This is a genomic window from Polynucleobacter sp. MWH-UH25E (genome assembly GCF_018687095.1).
Classification (GTDB): Bacteria; Pseudomonadota; Gammaproteobacteria; order Burkholderiales; family Burkholderiaceae; genus Polynucleobacter.
Map to the genome: position 1 here is coordinate 280,274 of NZ_CP061286.1, position 17,589 is coordinate 297,862.

A 17,589-nucleotide genomic window follows, 5' to 3' on the forward strand; every position below is an offset into this window, starting at 1 on the left:
ATGAAAGAATTAAAACCCATAAGGAATGAAAAAGATTACATGTCTGCCTTGGCAGAGGTATCTCTGTTTGTAGATAAAGAGCCCAAAAAAGGAAGCAAAGAGGCGGATCGGCTTGAATTACTTTTGATGCTCATTGAAGCTTATGAGGCGAAGCATTATTCAATAGATCCACCAGATCCAGTTGAGGCAATCAAATTTAGAATGGAGCAGGCTGGTCTAAAACCTAAGGATTTACAGCCCATGATTGGCGGATTAAACCGTGTTTATGAAATATTAAATCGTAAGCGGCCGTTAACTCTGAAAATGATTTGGAAGTTGCATTCCATGTTAGGAATACCTGCAGATAGTCTTATCAAGCAGGACGATGAATTACATCCCGCCTAGATTTATTTGCGATAACGAGTTGGATCGCTCACATTAGCCTGCTTAAATCCAGCCTGCCTTAAGCGGCAAGATTCACATTCGCCACAAGCCTCACCTAAATCGTTTGCTTGATAGCAAGATACAGTTTGTGAGTAATCAACCCCAAGCGAGTTGCCTAGCTGAATAATTTCTGCTTTGGTGAGGTTAATGATGGGTGCATGTACACGGAAACGGTTTTCATTATTGGAAGCTTCTACCCCAGCCTTAGTGGCTAAGTTGGCCATTGCCTCAAAAGAGCGTACATATTCGGGGCGACAATCTGGGTAGCCTGAGTAATCTACCGAGTTTGCGCCATAGAAAATATCTAGTCCGCCAAGTGCTTCTGCCCAGCCCAAGGCAAGTGACAGCAAAATCGTGTTGCGTGCAGGCACATAAGTCACAGGGATCTCTTGATCTTTTCCGGGGGTGATCGGCACTGCAATAGAGGCATCTGTTAAGGCTGACCCACCGAAACGGGTCAAATCTAAATTCACTACTTCATGACGAGCCACACCCACTTGTTTCGCAATGTGTTTTGCTGCAGCCAGTTCAGAGGAGTGACGCTGTCCATAACCTACTGAAAGCGCATAGGGTGTGTAGCCTAAATCTTTAGCAAGCGCTAGGACGGTTGTGGAGTCTAGACCACCTGAAAAGAGAATGACTGCAGGTGCGCCTAGTTTACGTGGTGCAAGATTCTCAAAAGCGGCAGACAGCTTAGACATGAAGGCGTAAGTGTCTACTTTGTAGCAGCTAGAAGCTGTTGAGCATCTTTCGCTGCTTCAGTATCTGGATATTTAGCAATAATGTCACTAAAGGTTTTTTTGGCGGCTGCTTTGTTGCCACTTTCTAGTTGAGAATTTCCCAAAGTAACCATCGCTGCAGGAATGCGCGGATGGTTTGGGTATTTCTTAATCAAACTTTGTAATTGGCTGATGGCCCCAGCGTAATCCTTATTGGCATACTTGCTATTACCACTCCAGTAAAGTGCGAGAGGCAAATATGGGCTCTTAGGGTATTTGGCAGTGAAAGCAGCAAAACCATCTTCAGCCTTTTTTAGATTGCCTGCCTGGAATGCTTTCAATGCATCATCGTAAGCTTTCTTTTCACCAGGCTGGACGGTGCCACTCACGCCTTCGATCGTAACTGTACGTGGCTCAAAATTACCTAAGCGTGTATCGAGATCTTGGTAGTAAGTTTTCTGACTGGTCGAAATGTCTTCACTCTGCTTCTCAAGCTCTTCCACTTTTCCTCGTAGCTCTGCATTCTCAGTTTTGAGTTTGTCGATCTGGCTTTGGAGCTCAAGTTGAGTGGTAGCTAGTGACTTACGCAAATCCAAAATGGCTTTGCGAGCCTCATCGTCTGAGAATAGCGCCCAAGCACTATTAGAAGCGCATAAGCAAAATAGGGCGGCACTTAAACAAAACGCTCGTGAGAGCGTTTGTTTGATGATGAGTGAAGAGCTATTCATTTAGTTTGCAATGTACACAATATCAGCGCGGCGATTTTCTGCCCAGGCTGCTTCGTTATCACCTTCCGCTCTAGGTTTTTCTTTACCAAAGCTGACGGCTTCCATTTGATTGTCTGATACACCCATCAAGTTCAATGATTTACGAACGGCATCGGAACGACGTTGGCCTAGTGCCAGGTTGTACTCAGCGGTACCGCGATCATCGGTATTACCTTGAATAATGATCTTTTGATTTGGGTTGGCTTTTAAGTAGCTAGCATGAGCAGAAAGCATCTTTTGATATTTGGTTTGTACTGTGTACTCATCAAATCCAAAGTAAACACTCTTTTCAAAGAGTGGGCTCTTAGGATCGTTCCATGGCTGCGAGCCAAAGCTTCCGCTACCACCAGCTCCGTTAGCGCCATCGGTGTCGTCTAACTTCACGCTTGAACAAGCCGCCATTAAGAACGCAGTAATACTAATGATGGCTAGGGTTGCTGCACGGCGTGTGGTAGAAACTGTCATGATTTTCCTTTTCCTACAAACTCTGTGATGAAGTTGATATGTAATTCAGGGGGGGGCATATGCCAATGGTTAATATTATGCCCCCAAGAGCATCCAAAATGCGTATTTCACCTTCAAAAAAGGTGTTTTAGTCCATGAAAGGGCCCCAGGATGGCTGACGGACATCAGATCCCGGAATACTCAGTACTTGCTTGGAATTGCCATCAACCGATACCGCGGCTAAGACGCGCTTACCGTTGACCTTGGTTGAATACAGCACATAACGGCCGTTGGCCGCAAAGGATGGAGATTCATCGGTGGTGCCGTCGGTTAATGCTTGAGCATCACCGGTAGCAAGGTTCAGAATATACAAACGATATGCGCCACCAACATTGGCGATATAGGCTAAGTATTTTCCATCTGGTGAGATTCGAGGAGAGGTCACGAAGCCTTGTTTAAAGGTGACGCGTTTAGCGCCCTCTACTTGCTCTCCATCAGCGCTCATACGATAGATCTGCGGATTACCACCGCGATCACTCGTGAAATAAATATAGCGACCGTCTGCAGAATATTGTGGTTCGGTATCAATGGTATTGCCGCGAGTTAAGCGATGTAATCCAGTGCCATCAGCATTGATGCCATAGATTTGGGTATTGCCATCTTTCGATAATGAGATCGCTAATTTCTTACCATCGGGTGACCAAGCGGGAGCACTGTTATTGCCTTTTTGGTTAGAGAGGGAAATACGGCGACCAGTAGCTAGTTCATGAACGTAGATGACTGGTTTGCGATCTTCAAAAGAAACATAAGCTACTTTCTTACCATCAGGTGACCACGATGGAGAAATAATTGGCTCGCCACTATTCATCGCGTTACGAATATTTTGACCATCTGCATCAGAGATCACCAGGCGATAGCGCTTACCCTCTTTAATGACGTAGGACAAGCGAGTGGAGAAGACGCCCCGCTCGCCTAGTAATTTATAAATAATGTCATCGGCAATTTTGTGTGCGGCTGCGCGTAAGTTATCCGCGCTAGAGTTGATATTGAGTCCACCTAGACTCTGCGATTTACGAATATCAAATAATTTGTAATGAATTTCAAACTGGCCATTACCTGTTTGCACGACTGAACCAACTACTAGTGCATCAGCACCACGAGCAGCCCATGATTTGTAATTGGGTGTGCCGTCATCACCTTCAACAGCATTACCGTTTTCAGTGTTCTTGAAGTAACCGCTACGAGCTAAGTCTTGACGAATAATTTCTGTAACGCTGGTTGGCAGTTTTGTTTCATCTTTAAAGCGCATGACTGCGATAGGGTAGAGAGACTGGCCCACGCCGGTAATTTCAATATTCATTTGCGCAAGGGCTGGACTGATCAAGCTAAAAGTCGAAATAGCAATTGCGATACCAAGCAAATTAGATTTACGAATCATTTTTTTGAATAACTGCAGCATGCTATAGCCTTCTTAGTCCTTGGGTTTAAAGGTCAGTTTTACTTCGCGTTGTGGAATTTTGCCATTGTCGTCTTTTGGCAGACTCTCCGCACGAGACAGGGCTAGAAGAACAGCGCGATCCCAGGCGGGAATACCGCTGGAGGTGAGAACGCTGGTGCTCAGAATTGCGCCATCAGGTGCGAGATTCACTTGTATCACGGCTGCTGGATTTCCGGAAACGGATTCTGGATTGAAAACAATCAGCGGCTTTACCTTCTTAATCACTTTGTCTGTCCAGCCAGGGGGTGCGTTTCCGCCGCCACCAACACCGCTACCTGATGTGCCTCCACTACCCCCTTCAGCTCCGGCGGCAGCTCTGAGTCTAGCCAATTGATCAGCACGAACTTTTTCTGCAGCAGCATTAGCTTTTGTTTCCGTCGGTGATTTTGCTTCAACCTTTTTGGCTGGCTCTACTTTCTTTGGCTGCTCTTTTTCTTTAGGTGGAGGAGGCTTTACCGCTTTTGGTTTTTCTTTGACTACCTCTTTCTTTGGCGGCTCTTTTTCTACCTTCTTTTTCTTGATGGCAATCTCAGCAGCTTCTTCCTTAACCACTGTTTTTACTTCAGGTTCTGGCGGTGTTTCAACTTGAGGAGTGGAGTCCCAAAGTTCTACCTCAACACCAGATGGCGTGGAGTTATTCCAACTGATGCCAATGACTAAAAAAGCGAGTAATCCCAAATGTGCTATTAGCGAAAATGTAAAGGCGCGTTTCGTGCTCTCTTGCTTGGTCAACCGTCCCCGCTTGAATGGCGAGGGAGATGATTGAAAAGTGGCTGCGCTATTCATGGGCAAATGAAATGGCTGAAATAGGCCAAAGTCCTACTGGCTCTTGACCGCAAGGCCAACGCGTTTGACGCCATTTTCTTTGAGCTTAGACATGACATTCATTACAGTCTCGTACTTAATGGATTTATCTGCAGCAAGCACAACGGGTTGATCGGCTGATTTCTCGGCTTGTGTTCTAGCAAAGGCCCCTAGTTCAAATGGAGTGAGCGTTTGAACGGGTTCACCATCTTTACGCACGATGACGTTTTCATTGGCATCGATAGTTAAAAAGATGGGTGGTAATGCTTGCACTTTAGCGCCACCAACAGTGGGAAGATTAACTACACCTGGATTCACCATGGGAGCAGTGACCATAAAGATCACAAGCAACACTAGCATCACATCAATGTAGGGAACTACATTGATCTCAGCTTTGGCGCGACGTTTGGAGTTGCGCAGGGAAGAGCTAGCCATGCTGATACTCCTTAGCGACCCGCCGTTTGACGTTGCAAGATGTTAGTGAACTCTTCAATGAAAGTTTCAAAACGAATCGCTAGACGATCTACATCGGTTGCTGCACGGTTGTAAGCAACCACCGCCGGAATCGCTGCAAATAAACCAATCGCAGTTGCAATCAAGGCTTCAGCAATACCAGGGGCAACTGCAGAGAGCGTTGCATTTTGTACGTTTGCTAAACCGCGGAAAGAGTGCATGATTCCCCATACTGTGCCAAAGAGGCCGATGTAAGGAGAGACAGAGCCAACTGAAGCCAAAAATGGCAAATTCGCTTCCAATGCATCCATCTCTCTTTGGTAGGTGGCTTTCATTGCCCTGCGAGCAGCATCGATTTCATGAACTTTCATGAACTCTTGCATGCCGGCTTCGAAGATGTGCTCCAGCACGGCATCGCTACGAGTATTGCGTTGGGCTGCCTCCAGAAGGGTATTGAGGTCGCCACCAGACCAGAAATCTCGCTCAAAACGGTCCGTATCTTGGCGAACCCCCCGCAAAATCGCGGTTTTCTTAAAAATAATGGTCCAAGAGGCTATAGACATCCCCATTAATAACACCATTACCAACTGTACTAATAGGCTGGCGTTGAGGACTAGGGATAGAAAAGAAAGGTCTTGTGTAGTAGTCATGGCGGATTTTGTATGATGTAGGTTGATTTTACTTACTTAATGGAATAACCCAATTCTTAGTTAGTTCATTACTCAACACCCTAGGATTTCTATCATGTTTGACCGCCAAAACACCTTAGCCAAAATAGACCCCCAGTTATGGGAAGCCATCCAGAATGAAAACAAGCGTCAAGAAGACCATATTGAGCTGATTGCTTCTGAGAACTACACCTCTCCAGCGGTTATGGCAGCTCAAGGCTCTCAATTAACCAATAAATATGCTGAAGGCTATCCAGGCAAGCGTTACTACGGTGGCTGTGAATTCGTGGACGTTGCGGAGCAGTTAGCGATTGATCGCGTGAAAGCTTTGTTTGGTGCTGAAGCGGCAAACGTGCAACCCCATTGCGGCGCTTCCGCAAACCAAGCAGTTTTCTTGGCGTTCCTAAAACCAGGCGATACCTTTATGGGAATGAGTTTGGCTGAAGGTGGTCACTTGACTCACGGTATGGCATTGAACATGAGTGGCAAGTGGTTTAACCCAATCGCATACGGCTTGGATAAAAATGAAGAAATTGATTATGAGCAAATGGAGCGTTTGGCTCGTGAGCACAAACCCAAATTGATCATTGCAGGCGCATCTGCTTACTCCAAAAAAATTGACTTTGAGCGCATTGGTAAATTAGCCAAAGAAGTGGGCGCGATCTTTATGGTGGATATGGCGCACTATGCAGGTTTGGTTGCTGCAGGCGTGTATCCAAATCCAGTGCCACATGCGGATATCGTGACTTCCACTACTCACAAGAGCTTGCGCGGCCCACGTGGTGGCATCATCTTGATGAAGGCTGAGCATGAGAAGGCAATTAACTCTGCAGTCTTCCCAGGCTTGCAAGGCGGCCCATTGATGCACGTGATTGCTGCTAAAGCGGTGGCTTTCAAAGAAGCAGCAGAGCCAGGCTTTAAGGATTATCAAAAGCAAGTTGTTGCAAATGCAAAAGCATTGGCAGAGACCTTAATCTCTCGCGGCTTACGTATTGTTTCTGGCGGCACAGATTCTCATGTGATGTTGGTAGATTTGCGTGCAAAGAACATGACCGGTAAAGAAGCTGAACGTGTTCTAGGCGAGGCTCATATCACTTGTAACAAAAACGGTATTCCGAATGATCCAGAGAAGCCAATGGTCACTAGTGGTATTCGTTTGGGATCACCAGCGATGACAACGCGTGGATTTAAAGAAGCTGAAGCAAGACAGGTGGGTAATTTCATTGCGGACGTTTTGGATAATCCAAATGATCCTGGCAATATTGCCAAAGTGCGTGCGCAAGTTGCAGAGTTAACTAAGCGCTTCCCTGTTTACGGTTAACTTAATAAGTAACAGCAAGTAACAATAATCAATAACGAATGCGCTGCCCTTTTTGCCATAATGACGATACCCAGGTTCTAGATACCCGGGTATCTGACGAGGGGGATACCATTCGCCGCCGTCGCCGTTGTGCCAAGTGCGATAAGCGTTTTACGACTTATGAGCGGGTTGAACTGGCCCTACCTGCAATCGTTAAAAAGAATGGCAGTCGCGTTGAATACAGCCACGATAAGTTGGCAAGCTCACTAAAGCTTGCTCTTAGAAAGCGCCCTGTTTCGTCAGATTCTGTTGATGAGTCTATTGCTCGCATTGAGGAAAAACTGCTTAGCTTGGGTGAAAAAGAAATTCCGAGTGAGCGTGTCGGTGAGTTGGTGATGCGCGAGCTCAAGCGACTTGATAAGGTTGCTTATATTCGATTTGCTTCTGTATATCGAAGCTTTGCCGATATTGAGTCTTTTGAGAGCGCCCTTAAAGAACTGAAGTAAGCCCTCTTGTTTGAAGTGCTTGTTTATATCGACAGTAAAAAAGACTGCAATTGCAGTCTTTTTTATTTGCAAGGCGTTTGAACTAAAAATTATTTCAATACCGCAAAGATAGAAGTTGTAATGTCTTCAACGCTACCGGTACCATTCACTTTTCTATAAGCTGGCGCTTTCACTTTGTCAGTGGGACTCGCTTGGGCAGCCCATGATGAATAGTACTCAACCAGTGGGCGCGTTTGGCTATCGTAAACCTGCAAACGCTTGCGAACGGTTTCTTCTTTGTCATCATCACGCTGAATGAGGGGCTCACCAGTAACATCATCTTTACCTTCCACTTTTGGTGGATTGAATTTGACGTGATAGGTGCGACCTGAGGCAGGGTGAACGCGACGGCCACTCATGCGATCAATGATGGCATCGAATGGCACATCGATTTCTAAAACGTAATCAATCGGTACACCAGCATCTTTCATAGCTTGTGCCTGAGGAATGGTTCTTGGAAAACCATCAAACAAATAACCTTTGCCGCAATCAGGTTGAGTCAGACGGTCTTTCACCAAGCCAATGATGATGTCATCGGAAACCAAGCCGCCAGCATCCATAATTTTTTTAGCGGCAACGCCGAGCTCAGTTCCCGCTTTCACTGCAGCGCGCAACATGTCGCCAGTAGAAATTTGTGGAATACCAAATTTTTCACAAATAAATTGAGCTTGTGTGCCTTTACCAGCACCCGGTGCACCGAGCAGAATCAACCGCATTGTTTTCCCCTTAGAAGAGCTGACATTGTCCCGTATTTTGTCGGGATCATTGATATATGGTTCTTAGGATTATCCCCGAGAAACTCTCTAGAACCCCAAATTCTGAGGGGTAATCGGGGTCTAGGAGGCATTAAATGCGATTCGAACGCGTTCTAGGTCCTCTGGTGTATCAACGCCAACTGGTGGGGCTTGATCTGATATGTGAACTGCAATACGGTACCCATTCCAAAGCGCTCTGAGTTGCTCTAGCGCTTCTGCTTGTTCTGGCGGCGCTGGATCTAGACGGGTATAAGCCTGCAAAAATTCAGCACGATAGGCATAGATACCCAAATGGCGTAAGTGTGTGACAGGGCTATTTTTATGCTCTTTATCAGCATCCCGAACAAATGGAATGGCTGCTCTTGAAAAATACAATGCTTCACCAGACCGATTCAAAACTACCTTAACAACATTCGGATTTTGGATTTCTGCTTCATCATCGATTCGTACGGCAACCGTTGAAATAGCGCACTCTGCATGATCCGATAAAGTTTGAGCAACTTGATTAATAAGTTCTGGTGGAATGAGTGGTTCATCACCTTGCACATTTACTACTAAAGCATTATTCGGTAATTTGAGTAAATGGGCTACTTCAGCAAGACGGTCTGTACCAGTTGGGTGATTTTCGCTAGTGAGTAAACATTCAATACGATACTCATCGCATACCGCTTGAATCTCAGGAGAATCTGTTGCAACCACCACGCTTTGCGCTAAGGATTTTTTGGCTTGCTCTGCAACTCGCACAACCATGGGTTTGCCACCAATATTTGCAAGAGGCTTGCGAGGTAGTCGTGTAGAGGCGAGTCTAGCTGGTATGACAACCAAAAAATCTGGGGCTGCAGATGCGCTCATATGTAAGTACTTAAAGAATTTCATCGGCGCTCAAACTTCGCGCCTCTTCTACTAGCATCACCGGAACGTCATCACGAATAGGGTAGGCAAGGCGATCCGCTTTGCAAATCAGCTCCTGTTTTTCAGGATCTAAATGCAATTGGCTTTTACACAGGGGGCAAACCAGGATATCGAGTAGTCGCTTGTCCATAATGATTTCAATAATGGGTCAATAGGTAGGGATCTATTAGAGAGTATAGCGACGTGGGTCGGGCCTTTGCAAAATGGATTGCAGCCAATCCATCAGATTTTCAGATAATCGTAATGACATTGGGGCAACCCAAATCCGCTCATCAGAGATGCCAGAGCACTTCACCGCATCTTTTTCGGTGATCAAAATGCATTGTGCCTTGATGGCGTTGAAAAACTCGGGCGTGAAAGTAGCATGATCTGGTAACGGAATATTTTTGCTGGAGATGCCATGTTTTGCTATGTCATCAAAAAAGCGATTTGGATTTCCAAGTCCCGCAACTGCAGTGATGTTCTTTGGTAAAAATTGCTCGGCAATCTGTTCGAATGATTGAGTATTTGCAGGGTTGATCAATTGGTATGGTGTACCCAATTGACTGGATAAATAAAAAGCTCGACGACCTAAGAAGTATTCATCGCTAGGTGCTGCTTTTAGGTCTCTGGCTAGGCTGGTAAAGAGTGTGGCATCACGCTCACGAGTAGCGGGTTCGCGCAGGGGGCCTGCAGGCAATAGAAAGCGATTGCCTTCACCACGACTATCTCGAACGACTAACTCTACGTCGCGCCCACCTTCCCGGGCTGGCCAGCGAACTAGTCCGCGGTGTTGCAAGCCATCATCGCTAATAATCACATTCACCTCAGGAGAATGTTTCAGTAAAGCCTGAATGCTGTCATTACGCTTGGGAAAAACCCAAATTGGAAATTGATTGTGAGTGCGTTTTGCAATTAAAACGGGTTCATCACCAACAACTAACGGGTCTGAATCAGTGTTTACTTGAAGCGGCGAAGTTTGTAGAGATGACCCATAGCCTCTACTAATGATTCCGGGTTTCCAGCCTAGCTCAGATAGCTGTTGCGCCAGCGCAATCACGATTGGAGTTTTGCCAGTTCCGCCAACTCGAATATTGCCCACGATAATGATGGGAACTGGCGCAGGTTTAGCGTTGCCGATATCTAAATCGTGAATGATTTTGCGAATACGCAAAATCATGCCAAAGAGCCAGGACAGGGGCCATAGTATTAGGCCGGTGGGGCCGCGCCTCTCCCAAAAACTGGGGGCTTTACGAAAAAAAGAGAAAGCCATAGCTACTTTTTTGTCTGACTACTAAAGACGACATTTGAAAGGTTTGCATCGCGCGCTGCTTCTAGGGCTGTCATCACAGATTGATGAGGTGCTTTTGCATCTGCATCGATATTGACCTGAAGGTTGCTGTCTTTGTTGCTCAGTTGGGCTAGAGCGTTACTTAACTGAGATGGGTCTGTTACCTTGCCATTGATCGCAAAACGCCCATCACGGCTGACAGCAATGTGCACTTGTTTACTTTCTGCTTGTGACTCGCTGCCACTAGCTGTTGGCAAGGTAATAGCCAGTTCTTGGTAGCGTGTAAAGGTTGTGGAGATCATTAAAAAGATCAATACCACTAACAACACATCGATAAATGGAATGAGATTAATTTCTGGTTCAGTAGAAACAGAATTTGTTCCTAAGGAAAATGAATTTCCAGATTTCGAGTGTGTTTGCAACCAACTCATGAGTTAGATTCAGTGGGATAAAGTTTTTTAAATAGTTGGCGTGTGAATTCTTCACACTCACGTTGACGTTGGTTGGCAATGGCACGCAATGCGCGCCAGCTCGCTAATGCTGGAATAGCAATCAGCAAACCAAATGCAGTGTTGTATAGCGCAACAGAAATGCCATGAGCAAGTTGTTGAGGGCTGCCTGCTCCATTGACAGCACCTTGGCTGCCAAAGATCTCAATCATGCCGACAACGGTGCCAAATAAGCCTAACAAGGGCGCGATGGTTGCGATTGTCGCTAGCACACCGAGGTAGCGATCAAATTTGAGCCAAGTACTTTGTGCCACCGCTTGCAGCTCTTCCAAAGCTGACTGTGCGTTGTTATCAGCGGATTTTTCCCGCAGAGCACAAGCAAGTAATGGGCTTGCAGGAGAGAGTTGGGTTAATTGCGTAATTTGCTCATTGGCAATGGATTTTTGGCCAAGCAATTGATTGCAAAGGGAAAACGCTGTTTCTAGTGTGCCAGTTGGAAAAATATGAACTTGTCTCAGATACCAAGTTCGCTCAATCACAATGGCTAAACCGATGATTGAGAGGATTAAAAGGGGCCAAATAGGCCAGCCAGCAGATAGTAAGATGGAGTACATAAGCTCAGTACTTTAGCTGAATTATTGGACCCTTCTTATAAAGCTTGCCTGTGGATAACTCTGTGCAAAACTTTTTCGTGGGGGCAAGCTAAGTCATTGATTGATGGTGGAAGCGGTGTAAACCTCATCAAAACACCTTATGATGGCTGAGTATTTTTATTATATAAATCAAAGGCTTGTAAATTAACTGTAGTATTTATGAGACGTTTCGGGTCAGTAACTGCTTACTTATGATTATTCAACCTAGAGCCAATCAGCTTCTGTGGATATTTATTACCCTCAAAGCCTGATGATTTAGGGAGTTAAAAGAAAAAATGTCGGATATATCTAGGGAAATCCTTTCTGTTGGCGATCTCAACCGTGCCATTGCGGCCTCTTTGGAGGATCGCTTTGATACGGTTTGGGTAAGTGGGGAGATTTCCAACTTCAAGGCTTATGACAGCGGACATTGGTACTTCTCTCTTAAAGATGAAGAAGGTCAAATTCGATGCGTGATGTTCCGAGGTCGCAATGGCCAGGTAGGCTTTATGCCCCAGTCTGGCGATTTGGTTGAAGTCAGCGCCAATCTCAGTATGTACGTTCCTAGAGGCGACATACAGCTGACCATTCAAACTCTGCGCCGCGCAGGTATGGGCGGTTTGTATGAAGCATTTCTGAAGCTCAAAGCTAAGCTAGCAAAAGAGGGTTTATTCGATGAAGATCGCAAACGAGAGATCCCATCACACCCCAGATCTATTGGCATTCTGACTTCACCACAAGCTGCAGCATTAAAAGATGTGCTCAGCACATTGGCAAGACGTGCACCTCACATACCCATTGTGATTTATCCAACATTAGTACAAGGACCGGATGCACCAGCGGGAATCATTGCTGCGCTCAAAGCTGCTGAAAAAGAGAATGCTGTTGATGTCATTTTGCTGGTGCGTGGTGGCGGCAGTATCGAAGACTTGTGGGCTTTTAATGACGAACAACTAGCATATGCAATCGCAAGCTCCAGTATTCCTGTAGTAAGTGGCGTTGGCCATGAGACGGATTTCACAATTGCAGACTTTGTGGCTGATCTGCGAGCCCCAACGCCCACAGGGGCTGCAGAGTTGGCTGCGCCTCGCAGAGATCAAATGCTGCAAGAGCTCGACGCTATCATGCAAGCACTTTTGCAGCGTATCAATCAACGGGTTGAGCGTGAAGCACAATCTCTAGATCAATTGGCATTGAGATTAAGTCATGCATTACCTAATCCTGATCGTATGCGCGAACAAATGATGAATCTACAGCAGCGTATTAATCAGGCTTGGTCAGTCCGTATGGAGAACTGGAAACGTAATCAATCACACTACCAATCGCAGCTAGAGATGCTCAATCCTCAGAGAACGCTTGAGAGAGGTTATGCAGTCATTTTGAGTAAGAAAAAGGACCAAATGCATGCTGTGCGCAATCCCAAAGAGCTACATGTTAACCATGCGTATCAAGTGCAGTTAGCTGAGGGGTCTGCGCAAATTGAGTTGTCAAAAATCGAATTGGATATCTGAAAGGCTGAATTTTGTCTGTTAGATCGCTGGCTGCATCTAGCTTACAGTTACTAAGGGTCTATCAAAGGTTATTATACAAATAATTTTATGTATAATAACGCCATGAGCGAGATTCTCTATACCCCTCTTTCATTAGGTGCGCAAACGGCTTATGCAGAGCTGCAAGACCAATTGCGCATTCAGAATATTGATTCGCTAAGGGTGCTCCCGGGCGCTTTTCATAAGCAAATGCAAAAAGGTAAGTCTTACATTTATTATGGTTATCGTGATCTCGATGGTATTGGCCGTATGGCTTATGTGGGTCCAGAAGATCAACGCGTCCTTGAATTAATCAAAAAACATCAGGAATTTAAGTCAAGTGACTTATTAGAAAAAATTAAAAGACAGGCTAAATCTGCCGAAGCGCTTGGTTGCACAGCTACCTTAACAAAACATTTTCGAGTGGTAAACCGTCTAGAGCAATACGGGTTTTTTCGGGCCGGTGGAATTTTGATTGGTACGCATGCATTTCTTGCCATGGGAAATATGCTGGGTGTTCAGTGGCGATCTTCTAACCTCACGATGGATGTCGATTTTGCCCATGCGGGTAAAAATGTCTCTATTGCGCTTGGTGCAAATGTCAAAATTTCAGTTCATGATGCGCTGAACTCTTTGGAGATGGGTTTATTACCAATTGCGCAGTTTTCTGGAAAAACAGGGGCGCAGTATCGCAACCCCAAAGACCCCGAATTACGTTTGGATTTTGTAACATCTCAAACGCGTGGTGGTGGCCCTGTCGTTTTGCCAGAATTGGGTTTAGCTCTGGAGTGTCTAAAGTTTATGGAGTTTTCTCTGGTAGACACAACTCAGGCTGTATTGCTCTCAAAAGAGGGGGCATGCATTGTAAATATTCCTGCCCCAGAGCGTTATGCCGTTCATAAATTAATTGTTTATGCTGAGCGACCGGTAAGCGAAAGAGTCAAAGCTAATAAGGATTTAGGGCAGGCTGCAGCAATACTTAAAGTGCTTTTCGATAATGGCAATGTCGATCTGATCAGAAATGCATGGGCAGATGCAGCTTCGCGTGGTCCAGGCTGGGTAAAGCGATTAAATCAAGGCAAAACTGCGCTTTTAAAGCGGTATCCAGAGTTAATGGATATCGCGAGGGCATAGTTCATTGAAGTTTTGTGATGACTAAAAGACGTTAGGCTCAATCTCTAACTTGACGCCGAACTCATCATGTACTTTCTCTTGAATACATCTCGCAAGACCGAGGATATCTTGAGCTGTTCCATTGCCATGGTTGACTAACACCAAGGCTTGATTTTCATAAACACCCACATTGCCCATCCGCTGGCCTTTGAAGCCACATTGATCAATTAACCAACCCGCAGCAAGCTTACGTTTACCTGCAGCATCGGGGTATGAAACTAATTCTGGGTATTTATGCAAAAGGGTCTCAAATTGCTCATTGGGAATAATTGGGTTCTGAAAGAAGCTACCTGCATTACCAATCACCTTAGGGTCAGGTAGTTTATGAGTGCGAATCTTACAAACTGCTAGAAAAATTTCTTCTGGACTCGGAGAAGAATTACCCGAAAACTCTTTTAGCAAATCAGCGTAGTGAATACGCGCCTTCCATTGCTTGGGAATTCTAAAAGTAACCTTTGTGACAATAAAGCGATGCGGATTTCTCTTAAAGTAGCTATCGCGATAAGCAAACTGACATTGTTCTTTTGTGAGGGTGGTAAAAGTTTGGGTGTGAGCATCAAAAGCTTGCACAGATTCAATGTAATCGCCTATCTCAACCCCATACGCGCCTATGTTTTGAATGGGTGCAGCCCCTACAGTTCCTGGAATCAGCGCAAGATTTTCTAGGCCGGGTAAATTTTGCTCTAGGGTCCAAGCAACAAACTCATGCCAATTGACACCACCTCCAACAGCAATCAAAACCGAACTGTCATCCGAGGAGATGATTTCCTGGCCAGCGATGTTCATGAGTAGAGTTGCCCCGGGTAAAAGCTTGGGCAAAATGACATTACTGCCGCCACCTAGGGCGCGCCAAGGTAATTGATGACGCAAAACCTCCTGCATCACTACTGGAATTTGCTCTGCAGAAGTAATTTCATAGGCCAACTCGGCACACACTTCGAAACCAAAGGTATTGCGCCCTTTGAGACTCAGATTGGGTATTGGTGATGGCTTGGGGGTCGCAATTTGGGCGGAGTTCATGCCACAATCTTATTCGAATGTTTGCCAAGAGCGCAGATAATGCAAGATATTAAGAAATTGACTAGATAGGGAGTAAAAGATGCCTTCATTTGACGTTGTTTGTGAACCAGATATGGTTGAGCTCAAAAATGCCATTGAGCAGTCCAATAAAGAAATTACCAATCGATTTGACTTTAAGGGCTCAGATAGCCGTGTGGAGCAAAAAGATGAGGCATTGATCATCTTTGCTGATGATGAATTTAAGCTAGGTCAAGTGCGTGATGTCTTGATCAATAAGATGGCTAAACGTAACGTAGATGTCCGTTATTTAAAAGACGACAAGACCGAAACCATTGGTGGAGACAAGCGCAAGCAAACCATGAAGATTCAGAAAGGGATTACATCCGACCTTTCTAAGAAAGTGGTGCGCATCATTAAAGATAGCAAACTGAAAGTGCAGGCAAGTATTCAGGGTGATGCTGTGCGTGTCACCGGAGCTAAGCGAGATGACTTGCAAGCAACTATGGCTTTATTAAAAAAAGAAGTTACCGAAGCACCATTGGGCTTTAATAATTTCCGTGACTAATGATGTAGTTGGGGATTCCTCCAAGGTAGCGCCAGCAAGCCAAGAGGCGATAGAACGCTTTTGTGATGCTTGCTGGTTAGAAGATGGACTATCAAAAAATAGTTTGTCAGCTTACCGAAGGGATCTATTGCTCTTAGCCCAATGGCTATACCAGCAGTCAGGCGCGGATTTATATTCGGTTCAAGAAAAAGATCTCACGGCATATATAGCCCACCGTCGCGCTGATAAGGCAACTACTGCCAATCGACGCCTTACCGTTTTTAAGCGTTTTTATCGTCATGCATTACGCATGAATTTGGTAAAGAACGACCCTTGCATTGGGTTGCGAGCGGCAAAGCAAGCTTTACGTTTTCCTAAAACGCTCAGTGAAGATCAGGTCACTGCCTTGCTGAATGCGCCCGATATTCAAACCCCTTTAGGTTTGCGAGACCGCACGATGTTAGAGCTAATGTATGCAAGTGGCTTACGAGTTTCAGAAATCGTTTCTCTCAAGACGGTAGCTTTGGGTTTAAATGAAGGCGTGGTACGAGTGGTCAATGGCAAGGGGGGTAAAGAGCGGCTCGTTCCCTTTGGTGCAGAAGCAGGGCAATGGTTAAGACGTTATTTTGCCGAGGCTCGTACTCCATTATTAGAGGGTAAAACGAGTGATGCAGTATTTGTAGGGCGCCACACCGGCACCGCACTGACAAGACAAGCTTTCTGGGCTCTGATTAAGCGTTATGCGACGCTTGCCAATATTCCGGTTTCTCTTTCCCCGCATACGCTGAGGCATGCCTTTGCAACCCATTTACTCAATCATGGTGCAGATTTAAGGGTGGTACAGCTATTGCTGGGTCACGCGGACATATCCACTACGCAGATATACACCCATGTTGCTAGAGAGCGCCTCAAATCGATTCACCAGCAACACCACCCTCGTGGCACTTAGCTCAAAACGAGAAAAGCATCCCCATTGGCCATCTTTATGTCTAAAAGTGTTTAAGATGGCGTTATGACTGCCACAATAGATCTGTTATTAATGCCTATCGCCTATCTCATCGGCTCGATTTCATTCGCGGTGGTGGTAAGTAAGTGCATGAGACTGCCTGACCCTCATTCCTATGGTTCAGGTAATCCTGGTGCAACGAATGTTTTACGTACTGGTAATAAAGTGGCTGCAGGCCTCACTTTTTTGGGCGATGCCTTAAAAGGTTTTCTAGCTGTTGTTCTGGCTAGAGCTATTTTGGGAGACCCTCCTCTAGAAACCTATTTAAATTCTTGGGCCCTTTGTGGTGTAGTGATCGCCGTATTTTTAGGACATCTATTTCCAGTATTTCATGGTTTTAAAGGTGGCAAAGGCGTGGCTACTGCCTGCGGTATTTTGTTTGGCATAAATCCCATTCTAGGTATCGCCACACTGAGTACCTGGATTATCGTGGCAGTGTTTCTAAGATACTCATCCCTAGCTGCTTTGGCTGCCGCAGTATTTGGCCCCATCTATTTTGTATTTTTATTTGGCTTGCAGCCAATGGCAGTCGCTCTGGTTGTGGTGTGCTTGCTTTTGATTTGGCGTCACAAGAGCAATATTCACAATTTACTCAATGGCACTGAGAGTCGCATCGGCTCCAAAAAGAGTAAAGCCTAAAAAACTAACAAGACAAAACATCAAAATACAAAAATCAGA

General features: G+C 45.5%; 22 protein-coding genes. 8 read left to right on the top strand and 14 right to left on the bottom strand.

Annotation, left to right across the window (positions count from 1 at the left end):
• Nucleotides 1-384, top strand: coding sequence for a type II toxin-antitoxin system HigA family antitoxin (locus tag ICV39_RS01490; RefSeq protein WP_215390147.1), 384 nt, complete (start codon nucleotides 1-3; stop codon nucleotides 382-384).
• Nucleotides 385-386: 2 nt separating this feature from the next.
• Here ICV39_RS01490 and queC read toward each other — a convergent pair whose 3' ends face one another.
• From queC to tolQ, 7 genes are all read right to left on the bottom strand, one after another.
• Nucleotides 387-1,124, bottom strand: a complete 738-nt coding sequence (gene queC, locus ICV39_RS01495) for a 7-cyano-7-deazaguanine synthase QueC (RefSeq protein ID WP_215390148.1) — start codon at nucleotides 1,122-1,124, stop codon at nucleotides 387-389.
• Between the two features lie 14 nt (nucleotides 1,125-1,138).
• Nucleotides 1,139-1,870 (bottom strand): tol-pal system protein YbgF, encoded by a 732-nt coding sequence (gene ybgF, locus ICV39_RS01500; protein WP_215390149.1) that lies wholly within the window; start codon nucleotides 1,868-1,870, stop codon nucleotides 1,139-1,141.
• Nucleotides 1,871-2,374: a peptidoglycan-associated lipoprotein Pal gene (gene pal, locus ICV39_RS01505; RefSeq protein WP_215390150.1), complete on the bottom strand. Its 504-nt coding sequence runs from the start codon at nucleotides 2,372-2,374 to the stop codon at nucleotides 1,871-1,873.
• Nucleotides 2,375-2,501: 127 nt separating this feature from the next.
• A complete protein-coding gene (gene tolB / locus ICV39_RS01510; RefSeq protein ID WP_215390151.1) occupies nucleotides 2,502-3,812 on the bottom strand; it encodes a Tol-Pal system beta propeller repeat protein TolB in 1,311 nt (436 codons plus the stop codon).
• A 12-nt stretch (nucleotides 3,813-3,824) separates the two neighbouring features.
• Entirely contained in the window at nucleotides 3,825-4,529 is a 705-nt protein-coding gene (locus tag ICV39_RS01515; protein WP_251372701.1) for an energy transducer TonB, read from the bottom strand.
• A gap of 141 nt (nucleotides 4,530-4,670) precedes the next feature.
• Entirely contained in the window at nucleotides 4,671-5,090 is a 420-nt protein-coding gene (gene tolR / locus ICV39_RS01520; protein WP_215390153.1) for a protein TolR, read from the bottom strand.
• 11 nt (nucleotides 5,091-5,101) lie between these two features.
• The gene (gene tolQ / locus ICV39_RS01525; RefSeq protein WP_215390154.1) at nucleotides 5,102-5,758 is read right to left on the bottom strand and encodes a protein TolQ; all 657 of its coding nucleotides are present in this window, start codon (nucleotides 5,756-5,758) and stop codon (nucleotides 5,102-5,104) included.
• A 94-nt stretch (nucleotides 5,759-5,852) separates the two neighbouring features.
• Here tolQ and glyA point away from each other — a divergent pair, with 94 nt between their 5' ends.
• Together glyA and nrdR are read left to right on the top strand one after the other, a co-directional pair.
• Nucleotides 5,853-7,097, top strand: coding sequence for a serine hydroxymethyltransferase (glyA, locus tag ICV39_RS01530; RefSeq protein ID WP_215390155.1), 1,245 nt, complete (start codon nucleotides 5,853-5,855; stop codon nucleotides 7,095-7,097).
• A 38-nt stretch (nucleotides 7,098-7,135) separates the two neighbouring features.
• Nucleotides 7,136-7,582, top strand: a complete 447-nt coding sequence (gene nrdR / locus ICV39_RS01535; protein ID WP_068320514.1) for a transcriptional regulator NrdR — start codon at nucleotides 7,136-7,138, stop codon at nucleotides 7,580-7,582.
• Between the two features lie 89 nt (nucleotides 7,583-7,671).
• Here nrdR and adk read toward each other — a convergent pair whose 3' ends face one another.
• From adk to ICV39_RS01565, 6 genes are all read right to left on the bottom strand, one after another.
• A complete protein-coding gene (gene adk / locus ICV39_RS01540; protein ID WP_215390156.1) occupies nucleotides 7,672-8,337 on the bottom strand; it encodes an adenylate kinase in 666 nt (221 codons plus the stop codon).
• A 120-nt stretch (nucleotides 8,338-8,457) separates the two neighbouring features.
• Nucleotides 8,458-9,228: a 3-deoxy-manno-octulosonate cytidylyltransferase gene (kdsB, locus tag ICV39_RS01545; RefSeq protein WP_215390157.1), complete on the bottom strand. Its 771-nt coding sequence runs from the start codon at nucleotides 9,226-9,228 to the stop codon at nucleotides 8,458-8,460.
• 10 nt (nucleotides 9,229-9,238) lie between these two features.
• A complete protein-coding gene (locus tag ICV39_RS01550) occupies nucleotides 9,239-9,418 on the bottom strand; it encodes a Trm112 family protein (RefSeq protein ID WP_215390158.1) in 180 nt (59 codons plus the stop codon).
• Between the two features lie 36 nt (nucleotides 9,419-9,454).
• On the bottom strand, nucleotides 9,455-10,540 hold the full coding sequence (lpxK, locus tag ICV39_RS01555) for a tetraacyldisaccharide 4'-kinase (protein WP_215390159.1): 1,086 nt from the start codon (nucleotides 10,538-10,540) through the stop codon (nucleotides 9,455-9,457).
• Nucleotides 10,541-10,542: 2 nt separating this feature from the next.
• Nucleotides 10,543-10,989 carry a biopolymer transporter ExbD gene (locus ICV39_RS01560; RefSeq protein WP_215390160.1) on the bottom strand — a complete coding sequence of 149 codons (447 nt, stop codon included), beginning with the start codon at nucleotides 10,987-10,989 and terminating at the stop codon, nucleotides 10,543-10,545.
• Entirely contained in the window at nucleotides 10,986-11,621 is a 636-nt protein-coding gene (locus ICV39_RS01565) for a MotA/TolQ/ExbB proton channel family protein (protein ID WP_215390161.1), read from the bottom strand. Before ICV39_RS01565 ends, ICV39_RS01560 begins: the two co-directional genes overlap by 4 nt.
• A 314-nt stretch (nucleotides 11,622-11,935) precedes the next feature.
• Here ICV39_RS01565 and xseA point away from each other — a divergent pair, with 314 nt between their 5' ends.
• Both xseA and ICV39_RS01575 read left to right on the top strand, forming a co-directional pair.
• Nucleotides 11,936-13,150 carry an exodeoxyribonuclease VII large subunit gene (xseA, locus tag ICV39_RS01570; RefSeq protein ID WP_215390162.1) on the top strand — a complete coding sequence of 405 codons (1,215 nt, stop codon included), beginning with the start codon at nucleotides 11,936-11,938 and terminating at the stop codon, nucleotides 13,148-13,150.
• 102 nt (nucleotides 13,151-13,252) lie between these two features.
• On the top strand, nucleotides 13,253-14,302 hold the full coding sequence (locus tag ICV39_RS01575) for a GSU2403 family nucleotidyltransferase fold protein (protein WP_215390163.1): 1,050 nt from the start codon (nucleotides 13,253-13,255) through the stop codon (nucleotides 14,300-14,302).
• Nucleotides 14,303-14,323: 21 nt separating this feature from the next.
• On the opposite strand, the gene murB is transcribed toward ICV39_RS01575, so the two are convergent.
• Nucleotides 14,324-15,361, bottom strand: a complete 1,038-nt coding sequence (gene murB / locus ICV39_RS01580; protein WP_215390164.1) for a UDP-N-acetylmuramate dehydrogenase — start codon at nucleotides 15,359-15,361, stop codon at nucleotides 14,324-14,326.
• A gap of 79 nt (nucleotides 15,362-15,440) precedes the next feature.
• Here murB and ICV39_RS01585 point away from each other — a divergent pair, with 79 nt between their 5' ends.
• The 3 genes from ICV39_RS01585 to plsY all read left to right on the top strand — a co-directional run bounded on the left by ICV39_RS01585 (nucleotide 15,441) and on the right by plsY (nucleotide 17,550).
• Entirely contained in the window at nucleotides 15,441-15,926 is a 486-nt protein-coding gene (locus ICV39_RS01585) for a YajQ family cyclic di-GMP-binding protein (protein ID WP_215390165.1), read from the top strand.
• On the top strand, nucleotides 15,919-16,854 hold the full coding sequence (xerD, locus tag ICV39_RS01590) for a site-specific tyrosine recombinase XerD (RefSeq protein WP_215390166.1): 936 nt from the start codon (nucleotides 15,919-15,921) through the stop codon (nucleotides 16,852-16,854). Before ICV39_RS01585 ends, xerD begins: the two co-directional genes overlap by 8 nt.
• Before the next feature lie 63 nt (nucleotides 16,855-16,917).
• A complete protein-coding gene (gene plsY / locus ICV39_RS01595) occupies nucleotides 16,918-17,550 on the top strand; it encodes a glycerol-3-phosphate 1-O-acyltransferase PlsY (protein WP_215390167.1) in 633 nt (210 codons plus the stop codon).
• Nucleotides 17,551-17,589: the final 39 nt, after the last annotated feature.